Genomic DNA, 13,477 nt, shown 5'->3' on the forward strand with positions numbered 1-13,477 from the left:
GCGATAGCCATAAATGGCTGCATGTACCCAAGTACCAACCACACCAACATAAAACCGACAATCTGTCTTGGGATACCCAAACCAAGCTGTGGCGCCTTCGCACCGACCACCCATAAGTAACCAACCAAAGCATACACAACACCAGACAAACCACCGAAGTTCGCCCCTTCAACCCAATACTGCCCAGCACCTGAAAGCGCAGAAGAGACAACAAAGATCTGAAGTAGCTTGAGGCTGCCTAGCTTCTTCTCAATGTCCCCACCTAGTTGCCACCACCACAAAATATTAAATGCGATGTGCATAACAGAGAAATGCAGAACGGCATGACTCAACCAACGCCACAGCTGCCATTGCTGTCCATCCACCGCTGGGAAATGCAGGGCATTAAAAATAGCTTGGCCAAAACCGATCTGTTGCAGCGCAAAAATCACCACACACACCAACATCAGGCTTAGTGTCACAGGGCCTGCTTTGGCTTTGATCATGCCCATGAAGCTTGGCGTGTGGTAATGGAAGTTGCTCTTTCTGGTCTCAGCCATGTCCCAAGACGCCGCTTGATAGCGCTTATGATTGAGTTCAGCCAGAAAACGATTCAACTCAGCTTCGGTTTCAACCTGAAATTGGCCGTCAAGAAGCCAAAGAGCAAAACGCCCTTCTCCCTCTGGAGACATCTGAATAGGGATCTGACGAGAGGCCATATAATCAATAAATGCTTGAGCAAGACGTGGATTGTCTAACACCATCAATCTAATCATTGTTACTTCCTATTCATTCTATGAGGGATGCTTGAAGCGGTTCAGGTGATGAAAGTAATTAACCTGCGATCACTGGAAGTTCAGCACGATGCCAAGCTTCGAAACCACCATCAACACTATATACCTCTTCAAAGCCTTGGTTCACTAAATATTGTGCCGCACCTTGGCTACTGATGCCGTGGTAGCACATCACTAAGATAGGTTGTTCGAACTCAACCTCATCCATGAACGACACCATCGTATCATTAGTCAGGTGGTAGGCTGTTTTGGGGTGGGCAACCGCAAAAGATTGCGGGTCACGTATATCGACAAGTCGAGCTTCGCCTTGTTCGATGAGCGCTTGAGCGCCTTTAACATCGATATGTTTAAACTGGTCCATGACTTTCTCTTTTTATACTGATTTACTTTGCTGCCATTGTAACCTATCCCAAGGCTAACATTCACATCCACTTAATAAGGTTATCCACCAGCGATCACTTTTACACCATTTGTGGATAAATCTGTGAATTGCGTGAATAAAGTGCCTTTTCAAAAATAGATCCACAACATGTAGTAATGATCCTGATCTAACTGTGGGTTAACTGAAACATATCCCCACTCGAAAAACCCAGTCAAAGCCTTACTACACCCTGCTTTTAGACAGCTGGCGAATAAACTTCTCACAGAGTTATCCACAAAATCATTTTGCAAATTTCGATCGCAAAAGTTGAGAAATCGATCCAAAACAAAAAGGCCGAGATCTCTCGATCTCGGCCTTTTCAAAATTCAGCTATTTGTTAGCTCTACTATTAGAAGGTAGAAGCTAATAGAAACTAGATGCTATTAGAAATCACCAACGGCTTGTTTCAATTTCTTCATCGCATTCTTTTCTAACTGGCGAACACGCTCAGCAGAGATACTGTAGGTATCCGCTAAGTCTTGCAGTGTTGCCTTGTTGTCGTCTAACCAACGTGAGCGAACAATGTGTTGGCTACGCTCGTCTAAGCTTGCTAGTGCTAGCCCTAGGCGATTATTGGTGTGTGACTCCCAGTTAGCCGCTTCAACCGTCTCAGCAACGTCTGACGCTTTGTCTTCTAGGTAGTAAACTGGAGCAGTGTAAGCAGAACCGCCATCGTCATCGTCCATAGGCGCTTCAAACGTCGCATCTTGTGCCGCTAAGCGAGATTCCATCTCACGAACTTCTGAAGGCTCAACACCCAGTTCACGAGCAACCGTCTCAACTTCACCGTTATTGAACCAACCTAAACGCTTTTTAGACTTACGAAGGTTAAAGAACAGTTTACGCTGTGCCTTAGTGGTCGCAATTTTAACGATACGCCAGTTACGTAGAACGTATTCATGGATTTCAGCTTTGATCCAGTGAACAGCAAACGAGACGAGACGAACACCAACTTCTGGATTGAAGCGCTTAACAGCCTTCATCAAGCCAATGTTACCTTCTTGGACGAGATCAGCCATTGGTAGCCCGTAGCCAGAGTAGCCTCTTGCAACGTGCACCACGAATCTTAGGTGGGAAAGGATCAAGCCTTTCGCAGCGTCGATCTCACCTTTGTAATGTAATCGCTCTGCAAGTCCACGTTCCTCTTCAGGAGTCAGCATAGGGTAGCTGTTCGCTGAGCGGATATAGCTATCTAAACTATCTTGTGTGACTAAAGCCATTTGATACGCTTGGTTTGCCATTCGGTTCCTCATCAATCTCTGATCTGGAGTAATACATCTATTAAAACCCGACAATCTTGAACCTAAAATGAACAGGTTTCAAGGAGGGGGAAGTAATTATGCATAATCAATTCGTCTATACAAGGCAAAAACTGGTTAAGAACTGCCTATTTTTCGTATAAATATGACTCTATTCACCTAAACTGGTTCAATTTCTTTTAGGTGACGCTGTGCAGAAAGCTTCGCAGCCACACTACCAAGCAGGGTTCCGACGATCAAAAGCAGTAAAGATTCATCCCAACTCAGGCCAATTAAACGGAAGTGGCTGTCGTATAGCTGAGCCAAGTCATCCACTGCGCTGTTCAGCAATACGGTAATCAATGCCGTCATTACCCAAGCGCTAATCGAACCCAAAACGCCAAACCACATCCCAGCATAAAGGTATGGTCGAAGAATGTAGCTGTCGGTAGCACCAATCAGCTTCATGGTTTGAATCTCTTCTTTATGCGCCAACACATTAAATCGTAGTGTATTGCCGATAATCAGAAATACCGCGCCCAACATCAATACCGTTAAGGTAATCACGATGACCGCTGCTAATGCTTTGATCGCATCTAATCGCGCTAACCAATCTTCGTCTAGGCGAACATCGGTCACTAATTCTTGTTGTTTAACTGTGCCTGCCAGTTCTTTGATTAGGGTATCGCTGTGTACGCTTGGCGTAATCACCAGCACCCCTGGCAGTGAGTAATCGTCGAGAATGGTTAGGGCGTCTTCAAAACCAGAATATTGGCTGAGGTCTGCAAGTCCTTGCTGCGGAGAAATGTACTCCACTAGCTCAACTTGATCCCAACTTTCGATTTCATCCTTAAGCACCATTACTCGTGGCTCAGGAATACCATCCTCTACATAAGCACTTATTTGTGACGGGCTAGTGACATCTTGTGCTACTTCACCCACATTTTTACCCAATAGGTACAAACAAGCAGGCATCGCCAACGCCATAGAGATCACCGCAAGGGTCAGCAAGTTGCCTAACGGGCGCTGCCACATTTGCGAGAACGATGACTTGGCTTGTTTCCAGTGAACAACAAAGAAGCCGTCGCTTGAAGCGCGGTTTGCTGCTCGATTAGATTGAGGTTTTTTGATGCGCTTATTCGCGGCCATAGTCTTCAACCTCACTCAAAAACCCTTGGTTTAATTCAAGATGGCGGTACTGAGGGCGAGTGTTCACTAACCCGATGTCGTGCGTCGCTAGGATGATCGTCACACCCGCACGGTTGAACTCTTCAAATAATCGCAATACACGGTTAGATAATTCAGGGTCTAGGTTACCAGTAGGCTCATCGGCTAAAAGCAGAGTTGGGCGGTTAACCACGGCGCGAGCAATACCCACGCGTTGTTGTTCACCACCCGAAAGTTGGCTTGGCAAGCAACGGGCTTTATCTAATAAACCGGTTTTATCCAACGCAGCACTGACTCGGCGTTTTATTTCGTTTTCAGAAATAGATTCAATACGCATAGGCAGAGCGACGTTATCGAAAATCGAACGGTCCATCAGCAGGCGATGGTCTTGAAAAACAATCCCAATATTACGGCGTAAGAAAGGAATGTCTTTGGCTGGGATACGAGTGATATCGTGATCGTTGAACCAGACGCGTCCATCGGTTGGACGCTCGATGGCGCAGATCAACTTCAGCAAGGTACTTTTACCAGCACCGGAGTGCCCGCCTAAAAATGCCATCTCTCCACGTTTGAGGTGAAAGTCCACTTTTTGGAGCGCTTGGCGTCCGCCTCGGTAGGCTTTACTCACTTGCTGAAATTTGATCACCGAAAATTCCTCTTACGATCACTAATATCAAATTTAAAACGGTAGCAGGTTAAGGATAAACCACTTTGCTACTCGCGTTACTCTTCGCGGCTAAATAGCGCTTCAATAAAGTCTTTTGACTCGAATGGACGTAAGTCGTCAATGCCTTCACCAACACCAATGTAGCGAATTGGAATCTGGAACTGGTCTGCAATTGAGAAAATCACACCACCTTTCGCCGTACCGTCAAGTTTAGTTAGCGTAATACCCGTTACCGGTGCAACTTCACTGAATAGTTTTGCTTGGCTGATAGCGTTCTGACCTGTACCTGCGTCAAGCGTTAGCATGATTTCGTGCGGTGCAGAGTCATCAATCTTCTTCATTACGCGAACAATCTTGCGTAACTCTTCCATTAGGTTGCTCTTGTTCTGCAAACGACCGGCTGTATCGGCAATCACTACGTCAACGCCACGTGCTTTCGCCGCTTCAATTGCATCGTAGATAACTGACGCACTGTCCGCACCTGTGTGCTGAGCGATAACTGGCACATCGTTACGCTGACCCCAAACCTGAAGCTGTTCAACGGCTGCTGCACGGAAGGTATCACCCGCTGCTAGCATCACTTTCTTACCTTCATTTTGGAATTGTTTCGCCAACTTACCGATCGTAGTTGTCTTACCGACACCGTTCACACCCACCATTAAGATAACGTAAGGTGTTTTAGTGGTATCAACAACCAGTGGCTGTTCCACTTGGCTTAAGATGTCTGCCATCTCTTCTTTGAGCAGACCATAAAGTGCTTCACCGTCTTTTAGGTCATTGCGAGATGCTTTTTCTGTCAGGTTTTCAATGATCTTAACGGTGGTATTCATACCGACGTCAGCGATCAGAAGTTGCTCTTCTAGCTCTTCAAACAGATCTTCATCGATTTGCTTGCCTTTGAACAGACCAAAGAAACCCGCACCGATGTTTGCTTTAGTGCGGCTTAGGCTGCGCTTAAGGCGAGCAAAGAAGCTTTCTGTCGGCTTTTCTTGAACTTCTTCAACCTTAGCTGGAGAAGCAATCACTTCTTCCTGTTCTGCTTCTGCTTCTGCTTCTGCTTCTGCTTCTGCTGCGACAGGTTGCTGCTCTTGTTGAGCTTCTTCAAGCGCTTGCTCAGGTTCAGTTGGCTTAGCTTGTTCAGCTTCAGTCGCGACCTGTTCAGCCTCAACTTGTGATTCAACTTCAGTTTGATCTTCAACGCTTTCTACGTTCGCTTCATTCTGAGTTTTTGGGCTTTGTTCTTCTTCACCAAAACCAAGCCACGATAATAATCCGCGCTTCTTTTTTTCCGTCATCAGAGGAGTTTCCTAGATCTACTAATTAGCTGTATTGACTTAATACACGTCGACTCTTTGCTATTGTTATACAATACAAGCTTGTACAAACGAATAGTAAAGAAAAATGACAAAGCAGTGATAAGTTTGCTTTTAGCTTGATACACTTTGTCATTGCAAATTTATTTAATACACGAACCCACTTAAATTGGGCTCGGTATAGTATCACTTTATTAGCGGTCAAAAAATCTATGGTAAGACGTCGCCAGCAAAACACATCACAAAAAAAGCCATCCGGAGGCTTTGTTCGAATTATTAGTGGCTCATGGAGAGGTAGAAAGCTGCCTGTTCATGATTTAGAAGGATTACGCCCAACCATTGACCGAGTAAAAGAAACACTCTTTAACTGGGTGGCTCAAGATATCCCACATTCAACTTGCTTGGATGTATTTGCCGGTTCTGGCGGTCTAGGTTTTGAAGCCGCTTCTCGCCAAGCAAAAATGGTGACACTGCTCGAAATGAATCAAAAGGCGGCTAAACAGCTTTCTGATAACGCGAAAGAGCTCAAAGCAGACAACATCAATGTCGTGAATACTGATGCTATCTCTTTCCTTAAAAAGCCAGGTACGCCTTACGATATGGTTTTCCTTGATCCACCATTTCGCAAAGGCTTACTTGCAGAAACAGTACAACTGCTTGAGAGTAACGGTTGGCTTGCAGACAATGCCATCATTTACGTCGAGACAGAGAAAGAACTGAAACTCGAAGCTATGCCAGAGAACTGGGAATTGCATCGCGATAAGACCACCGGACAGTCAAGCTACCGACTGTTCAATCGAATCACTGAAGAATAGGAGTTATTGAATGAAGTTCTTGCTTCCACTAGCAAAAGCAGCCATCGCCTTTGTTTGGTTTATCTTAATCGTAAATATTTTCTACCCGTTTCCGGGTAATGCTGCGATTGCGCTTTATATCATGACAGCATTCTTGTTCTTCATGCACGGCCTGCAGATGCTGATTTTCATCGGTGCATTCGGCGATAAGATCGAGATGTCACGTTGGGAGAAGTGGTCAATATTGATTTTCGGTGTCTTCGCCTTACTCGATATCCGACGCAAACACATGATGTAATCGAGCTTAAGCCCAGATATAAAAAGCTTAGCTACAAAAAACATTGACAGAAACAGTAGAGACAAAAACGCCGCTCATTTGAGCGGCGTTTTTTTATTCAGTAATGATATTGATGTTAGCCCATGTAGCCTTTCACACCATCGAGGAACATTTGCGTCGACAACATAACCAGCAACAAGCCCATCAAGCGTTCGATGGCTTTAAGGCCTCTCTCACCCAGCACTCGCAGGAAGAAGCCATTAAACATCAGAATAAAGAAGGTTGCGCCCCAAGCCAGCATCACTGCGCCTGAAAGCTCTAACATGTTGTCAGGGTGCTGTGTCGACAACAGAATCAATGCCGCAATCACTGAAGGGCCAGCAATCATTGGGATCGCCATCGGCACAATAAACGGTTCTTCACCCGCCGCGAGGCCAGTAATACTACCCGCACTTGGGAAAATCATCTTAATCGCGATGATGAATAGAATAATACCGCCTGAGATACTCAAGGTTTCAGGCTGCACGTGCAGGAAGTTCATGATGCTTTGACCAGCAAACAAGAACAACAGCAGGATAATCAGCGCAAACATCAGTTCACGAACAAGAACAATACGGCGACGCTTCGGATCAATATGCTTAAGGATAGAGAGCACGATTGGTAGATTGCCAAGCGGGTCCATAATAAGAAACAGCATGGTTGCTGCAGATAAAATTTCCATAAGTTTGTCTCGAAAAGCGTAAGTGCGCGGAGTATAGCAGCCTCAACATTGATTTTCGAACGCAGTAATAAAAGGATTAACTTATGTAATTAGAAGGAAATTTTGCGAGAGCAAATAGAAAAGGTAGAAAGGAGAAAAGAGAATTTAAAGAGTGAAGCCGAAACGTCGCATCCACTCTTCTTATCTATAAAAGCCAAAAGGCTCTAAAAACCAAGTCACTGGAAATTAGTGGTTACACACACGTTCGCGATTAGTGCAAAGCTTGTCATCAATAACCACGACCTTTTCCATCTTCAGGAAAAACTTCAGCAATCCATCTAAATCCAGACCGTTCAGCTTACACGTATGAAAACGCGCTTCTGCGCCATAAGTTTGAGCGAGTTCTTGCGTCAACTCTTCACGAGTCAGTGGCTTTTCACTCAGTAGGTTTAAAACGTTGTGTGCATGAATTTCGGTAGTCATAACTCTATCTCATGTTTAATGAACTAGACGTAGAGTACCTACTTTCATCTGAGCTGCCTTGATGTAGCTCAGGGTTAAGCGAGCTCTACCCTAAATGGTAAGGGAGGCAACAATGAGAGCGTGCGCCAGAAAGTAACTGCCCGTCACCCAAAAGTAGGCACCCTTAATTGGGCTACGATAGAAATTTAACGCGTACGCCAATGCTGAAAGCAGCAACACGGCACAACCGGCAAAACCCACCGCATGCGACAGTTGAGGATCAAGCAACCAGAGCTCACCAGAAGCCCATGCAAGCTGAATAAGCACGATACCCATGATGACCACAGGAAAGACGAGTTTGTCTAAACGAGGCAGAAGCAAGAAGAAAGCAACGACACAAGCCGCCAACAGCAGCGCGAACAACCACCAGACCATTTCTCCTGATAGCTGTAACCAAAATGCTTTGCTGTAACAGAGCTGAGCTAACAAGAAGCAAACAAAATGCAGAGGACGTTTTTGAGTAACAGTATGCAGGACATCTGCGATCGCAGAGACCGCCAACCCAGCAACGATCCAATAGGTAAAATCAGCAACGACAGATTGAGTTAAAGCAATAGTCGCTAATAATACATAAGTAAAAACCTTATACGATAAGGCCTGACCGATATGTCCATGTTTCGTTCCTGCTATTGCTCCGATACCAGACAAGGAAACCGCCAACCAACTCCACATACCATTTGCCCTATTGCTTTAAATCGTCGCCAGTCTAGGCACACGAGTGTTGATGTAAAGCCTCAGCGCCTCAAAATTGGATCTTGATTACGCTTCCACTAAAAAGAGTCTCTTCAGATTGAAGTCGTAACAATTACCACTATGACAATGGCCATTCGTTTAAAACTAGAACGAATCATCATAAAACCCATTCAAACTGGCATTAGAGTCGCCATACTTGAGTTTTGGCCAATTCTAACCTATCGGCTCCACCAAAATCGGCCTAATTCCGTCAAATACCACACTTTAAAAATTAAAATAACCATCTTTAAATCAAACAATAACAATAACTTAAACAAAGAAACTCAAGATTAATAAGGAAATAAAAACGCCAACCAAGCCTAGACTTGTAAAGTAGTCAGTTTTCTTTTTTAAATCCCAGTTTTGTCAGGTTATTTCAAGCCCCCGGTAAAAACCGCCACAAAAACCAAGTCGAAAACTTAAAAAACCAACCAAAACAAACCTAGCCACCACCAGCCCCTATTAATACAGTTTAACAACCTTTAACAATATAAATCACACAAAACAACCATTACAAAACAACAAGTTAAATCAAATTAGAACAAACATAAATCACAACGAACAAAATAAGAACACACCATAAAACACAGTTAAACACTGCCAAACAAGCCAAAAACTCATAGTTTTCTACTACTTTTAAAGCTTTCGAAAGTAATTCTTGATCTAAAGCCATAAGTAGTGCTATTCTTTAAAACATAGCGAGAGACAACCAAATTTAGGAGTAGTGTTATGATTTCATCTTCGCAAAGACAAGGACTTGTAATGATCGCGGTAGTTGTAGGTCTAATGACACTACCGATGATGTACTAAGCAAGTTACAGATAAAAAAAGGGACGCCATGAGCGTCCCTTTTTTTGTTCAATTTTTTCACTTCGAAAACAGATGCAGTGTTAGCACATCCCAGTTCGCATAATAGAAACCTGCGGCAGCTAAAGTCATTGCCATCATCAGTAAGATCGCAACTCGCCAGATAAAACGACCACTACGTGGAGTCAGCTCCTTCTCGCAGTCGTTACACATCATGATGAACTTATGTTGGTCTTCCAACTTAGCCTCATGTTCATTGACTACCTTATTACGACACGTTGCGATATAGCGCAGCTTGCTCACCATATCGTGCGGTAGCCTTTCTTCACAGCTTGTTACAAGCTCATGCAATCCTTCGCCTTCGGCATGATATTGAAGCCTCAATAATTTCTCTATATTGCGAGTTCTTGTCACCACTTTTTCAATATCGGTCATCTTGGCCCTCCCACTCCACACTATAATTCTAGTCGAGCATTTCCCTATTCTTATACAAAATCACTGTTATTTACGAGAGAAAGAGACAATAAATAACAATGCTTTATCCCAAACTGACCATTAAATGTGATGTCTGCCGAAAAATAATCAGCTTGGCTTACAACAGTTCACGAATAACGGCTTTAAACACATATCCCTATTGCCTGAAAGACTAGAATAACCATCACGACTACATGGAGGTTATATGCCTAATTCACTCTTTTTTGCCATCTTTGCTCTCGCTGCTCTAGCGGCTTGGGTATTTATTGGTTTCTATCGAAAACACTCGCAAGGTGAAAATGCGCCAGAGAAGAAAGTGAATGTCACGGTGTTAGACAAACAATCCATCGACCTTCCTGACGCAGAACCGGGCCAAGAAGATCAAGAGTACTGGATTTACGTTCAACGTGGTGTGGTTGGTCCGAAGCGAGAATTCCAAGTCGGCATCCACTATTTCCACGCCCTTAACCCTGGCGACAAAGGAACCTTAACCTACCAAGGCGATAAGTTCTTACACTTTGCGTTGAAGCGCTAAACGTCAGCCGCTTCAACTGTTCCCCTTAAGTAATCCATCAGAAAGCCTTAGCAGTCACCGCTAAGGCAATAACCAACGCGTTTTCTCTGATTTAGACACCAACCAGCTCATCCATAACGCGCCAGCTCCGCTGATCACAATCCATAATGGAATAACCCATGCCGGATGTCCTTGGTACCAACCGAACTCTTTCATTGGCCACAAGAAAATAGGATGCAGCAGGTAAATACCTAAGCTGTGCTTACTGATAAAGCCAACTACTTGGTTACTCTTCTCAGACAAGCCTTCACCATAGTAACGGCATACCATGAACACCATGCTCGCGGCTAATACGGTATTCAACGTCTTGTAAGATAGCCAGCGCCCTACCGTGTATTCCTCTGCTACCAAACTTGCATTAACCACCATGTAAACCGTGGTTAGCAACGCGAGCCCACCCAGTAACACACTCACGCCAACTGTCATCTTGTTAAGTGGCACAATCTTATACAGCAAGTAACCCAATGGTAAGTAACCGGTGTACAACCACAGTTCATGGCTCCAAGGGCCATCGATTTTCAGTAAGAACAATAACGTTGTAAATAACCATACCGCCGTAAAGGCATAGACCGATCTATCACCGTGCTTTCTTACCATGATTTGTAAGAACGGAATCACAAAATAGAGTGGGATGAAGTAATAGAAGAAACCAAGATGGTAATAGGTGTAATTATGGTAGCTATTAAGCAACACGTCCCAACTGACGTCGGCATCAAAGCCCATTGCCGACCAGCCCGACAGATAGGTATAGAAAAGCGACCAGACAATGAAAGGTATCAGTACCTTGCCCAAACGACGCTTGAGGTAGTATTTGGCGTCAAACGGGCGCTGATCACTGAGCATCAGTGCGCCAGTAATCAAAATGAACACAGGTACTGCCCAGCGGCTGAAACCGTTTACCGTAATGGCAGTAAGCCATTCACCGAAAGGAATAGTGCCCAACTCATTGCGATAAGGCGCCAAAACATGAATCGCGATAACCGCTACGGCCGCGACACATCGTGCTAAATCAAAAAAGAGAATTCGCTGCTTCATGTAAATGCCTGATTAATATTCAATCATTCTACTATAGCAATAAAAAAGCTGACCGGAATAAATACCAAGTCAGCTTAGTGTTAAAGGAGATACTTATCGCGAATTTAGCTCATACGACTCTAGCTTCTGCGACTTGAGCTCTCACAAATGAGGCTCATGTGGCTGAAGCTTATGCCGCTGAAATTTGCGGCACTTTCGGTAAACGCAGAGAGATCACCGTCGTTATCGCCAAGAATGCGAAGGAAACCCACAGACACGCAGACAAACCTGCCATTTGGAATACCAAGCCCGACAATATCGTGCCAATCAAACGGCCCATCGCGTTTGCCATGTAGTAGAAACCGACATCAAGAGAAACGCCATCGCCTTTCGCATAACTCACTATCAAATATGAGTGAAGTGATGAGTTCACCGCAAAGATGGCACCAAATACCATCAAACCACCCACGATAACGAGCTCTGGTTGCCAACCAATCTGTACCGCATAAGCGATAGCAGCGGTCACTATAGCCAGCGCACTAGCCCATAACAGCGCGGCATGGCCATCTGGCACCTTACCTTGAGCTTTACCAGTAATCTTCGGCGCTATGCCCTGTACAAAGCCATAAGCGATAGTCCAAGCAGCTAAGAAACCACCAACCCATGAATGATCCCAACCAAACACACTGCCTAGGTAAATCGGCAAAGCAATTACAAACCACACATCACGCGCACCAAACAGGAACATACGCGCTGCAGATAAGATGTTGATAGATTCAGACTTAGAGAAGATCTGTTTGAACTTAGGCTTGGTTTTCGCTTTGCCCATGTCCGCTTCTAAGCTCAACACACTGCCAACGAAGACCAATGCCAACACGGCTGCCATCGCGAGCACCGCGTATTGGAAGCCAATCGTTGAAAGCAGTAAACCACCAATAAAGAAGCCTGCCCCTTTAAGCGCATTCTTAGATCCGGTCAGAATCGCAATCCACTTATAAAGCGCGCCTTGTTGTTCATCAGGAACCAGAGTCTTAATTGAGCTCTTGGCACTCATCTTATTGAGGTCTTTAGCGATACCAGACAAGGCTTGCGCCGCCATGACCCAAGGAATGGTCAGCATTGCCGTTGGCACCGCGAGCATACCCAAGGCGACGACTTGCATGCCTAACCCAATGTTCATGGTCTTATTGAGGCCAAGACGCGCCCCTAACCAGCCACCGATTAGGTTAGTCACCACACCAAAGAATTCATAGAAAAGGAATAGTGAGGCGATTTCTAACGAACTGTAGCCAAGGTCGTAAAAATACAGAACCACCAACATGCGAAGTGCACCATCAGTAATGGTGAAGTTCCAGTAGTTAAAAGTCACCAACATGTATTGGCGAACGCTCTTACTTAGATTTGAAAACATAACGCTATCTCTGCAATCTAAACAAAAAGAGCTTTTGGATCATGATAAGTTCAACACTCCAGATACCAAAAGCTCCCTGTCTAACACTGATGACTATTAGCTATTCGCTACGCCATTAATGTATTCAACCTGGATAGGTTTAGTGAAGGCACCTGGACGCAGTGCCTGCACCTCTTGAACTACCTTGCTCAAATCCCAGCCTTTTTCTAACAGTAGGTGAGCTGCGAACAAACCAGTGCGACCAGAGCCGCCCATACAATGCATTGCAACCTTGCCACCGTTATCGACGATGTTATGTAGCTCAGGGCTAGCCGCTTGCCACTTCGCAGCAAAACCAGCACCCGGTGCACAGTCGTCTTCAATTTCGATCTGGAACCATTGCATACCTAACGCTCGTGTTTTTTCACCAAGTGCCGCCACGTCTTTGCTTGCAAGCTCATGGTCATCAAGTGCTGTCACGATAGCTTCAACGCCTTGCTCTTTTAGCTGAGCCAGTGATGTATCTAGGTCAGCGTCTTTCGTGCCAGGGCATGGTGTTAGAACTAGTGCGCCAGTCTCTACTTCTAGTTCCCATGTTGGATGTGTCATTATAT

16 protein-coding genes are annotated in these 13,477 nt (G+C 44.9%); 3 read left to right on the plus strand and 13 right to left on the minus strand.

What is annotated here, in order from left to right:
- From glpG to ftsY, 6 genes are all read right to left on the minus strand, one after another.
- On the minus strand, positions 1 to 755 hold a 755-nt coding region (glpG, locus tag A142_RS22450), incomplete at its 3' end, for a rhomboid family intramembrane serine protease GlpG (RefSeq protein WP_019825160.1).
- Positions 756 to 813: 58 nt separating this feature from the next.
- Positions 814 to 1,134, minus strand: a complete 321-nt coding sequence (gene glpE, locus A142_RS22455; protein ID WP_017061039.1) for a thiosulfate sulfurtransferase GlpE — start codon at positions 1,132 to 1,134, stop codon at positions 814 to 816.
- Between the two features lie 443 nt (positions 1,135 to 1,577).
- On the minus strand, positions 1,578 to 2,435 hold the full coding sequence (gene rpoH / locus A142_RS22460) for an RNA polymerase sigma factor RpoH (protein WP_017055518.1): 858 nt from the start codon (positions 2,433 to 2,435) through the stop codon (positions 1,578 to 1,580).
- Positions 2,436 to 2,612: 177 nt separating this feature from the next.
- A complete protein-coding gene (ftsX, locus tag A142_RS22465) occupies positions 2,613 to 3,581 on the minus strand; it encodes a permease-like cell division protein FtsX (RefSeq protein ID WP_017061038.1) in 969 nt (322 codons plus the stop codon).
- Positions 3,568 to 4,245: a cell division ATP-binding protein FtsE gene (gene ftsE, locus A142_RS22470; protein WP_004736585.1), complete on the minus strand. Its 678-nt coding sequence runs from the start codon at positions 4,243 to 4,245 to the stop codon at positions 3,568 to 3,570. The genes ftsX and ftsE overlap by 14 nt, the downstream gene beginning before the upstream one ends.
- A 77-nt stretch (positions 4,246 to 4,322) precedes the next feature.
- Entirely contained in the window at positions 4,323 to 5,561 is a 1,239-nt protein-coding gene (gene ftsY, locus A142_RS22475; RefSeq protein WP_019825167.1) for a signal recognition particle-docking protein FtsY, read from the minus strand.
- Positions 5,562 to 5,791: 230 nt separating this feature from the next.
- On the opposite strand from ftsY, the gene rsmD reads away from it, so the two are divergent.
- Together rsmD and A142_RS22485 are read left to right on the plus strand one after the other, a co-directional pair.
- Positions 5,792 to 6,394, plus strand: coding sequence for a 16S rRNA (guanine(966)-N(2))-methyltransferase RsmD (gene rsmD, locus A142_RS22480; RefSeq protein ID WP_017061036.1), 603 nt, complete (start codon positions 5,792 to 5,794; stop codon positions 6,392 to 6,394).
- Positions 6,395 to 6,404: 10 nt separating this feature from the next.
- Positions 6,405 to 6,671 (plus strand): DUF1145 domain-containing protein, encoded by a 267-nt coding sequence (locus A142_RS22485; RefSeq protein ID WP_016784000.1) that lies wholly within the window; start codon positions 6,405 to 6,407, stop codon positions 6,669 to 6,671.
- Positions 6,672 to 6,786: 115 nt separating this feature from the next.
- On the opposite strand, the gene A142_RS22490 is transcribed toward A142_RS22485, so the two are convergent.
- The 4 genes from A142_RS22490 to A142_RS22510 form a co-directional block, all read right to left on the minus strand.
- Positions 6,787 to 7,371, minus strand: a complete 585-nt coding sequence (locus A142_RS22490) for a YhgN family NAAT transporter (RefSeq protein WP_009848232.1) — start codon at positions 7,369 to 7,371, stop codon at positions 6,787 to 6,789.
- Between the two features lie 225 nt (positions 7,372 to 7,596).
- Positions 7,597 to 7,833: a YecH family metal-binding protein gene (locus A142_RS22495; RefSeq protein ID WP_017061034.1), complete on the minus strand. Its 237-nt coding sequence runs from the start codon at positions 7,831 to 7,833 to the stop codon at positions 7,597 to 7,599.
- Between the two features lie 90 nt (positions 7,834 to 7,923).
- Complete coding sequence (locus tag A142_RS22500; protein ID WP_029405645.1) at positions 7,924 to 8,544, minus strand: lysoplasmalogenase; 621 nt, start codon at positions 8,542 to 8,544, stop codon at positions 7,924 to 7,926.
- Between the two features lie 927 nt (positions 8,545 to 9,471).
- Complete coding sequence (locus tag A142_RS22510; protein WP_004736595.1) at positions 9,472 to 9,846, minus strand: hypothetical protein; 375 nt, start codon at positions 9,844 to 9,846, stop codon at positions 9,472 to 9,474.
- 244 nt (positions 9,847 to 10,090) lie between these two features.
- On the opposite strand from A142_RS22510, the gene A142_RS22515 reads away from it, so the two are divergent.
- Complete coding sequence (locus A142_RS22515) at positions 10,091 to 10,420, plus strand: DUF2500 domain-containing protein (RefSeq protein ID WP_017061032.1); 330 nt, start codon at positions 10,091 to 10,093, stop codon at positions 10,418 to 10,420.
- Between the two features lie 60 nt (positions 10,421 to 10,480).
- On the opposite strand, the gene A142_RS22520 is transcribed toward A142_RS22515, so the two are convergent.
- The 3 genes from A142_RS22520 to A142_RS22530 all read right to left on the minus strand — a co-directional run bounded on the left by A142_RS22520 (position 10,481) and on the right by A142_RS22530 (position 13,472).
- Entirely contained in the window at positions 10,481 to 11,494 is a 1,014-nt protein-coding gene (locus A142_RS22520) for an acyltransferase (RefSeq protein WP_019825177.1), read from the minus strand.
- A 169-nt stretch (positions 11,495 to 11,663) separates the two neighbouring features.
- Positions 11,664 to 12,884, minus strand: a complete 1,221-nt coding sequence (gene arsJ / locus A142_RS22525) for an organoarsenical effux MFS transporter ArsJ (protein WP_019825180.1) — start codon at positions 12,882 to 12,884, stop codon at positions 11,664 to 11,666.
- Between the two features lie 96 nt (positions 12,885 to 12,980).
- A complete protein-coding gene (locus A142_RS22530) occupies positions 12,981 to 13,472 on the minus strand; it encodes a cyclin-dependent kinase inhibitor 3 family protein (protein WP_019825182.1) in 492 nt (163 codons plus the stop codon).
- Positions 13,473 to 13,477 lie beyond the last annotated feature (5 nt).

This window comes from Vibrio splendidus 12E03 (assembly GCF_000272105.2).
In the GTDB taxonomy this organism is placed as follows: domain Bacteria; phylum Pseudomonadota; class Gammaproteobacteria; order Enterobacterales; family Vibrionaceae; genus Vibrio; species Vibrio splendidus_I.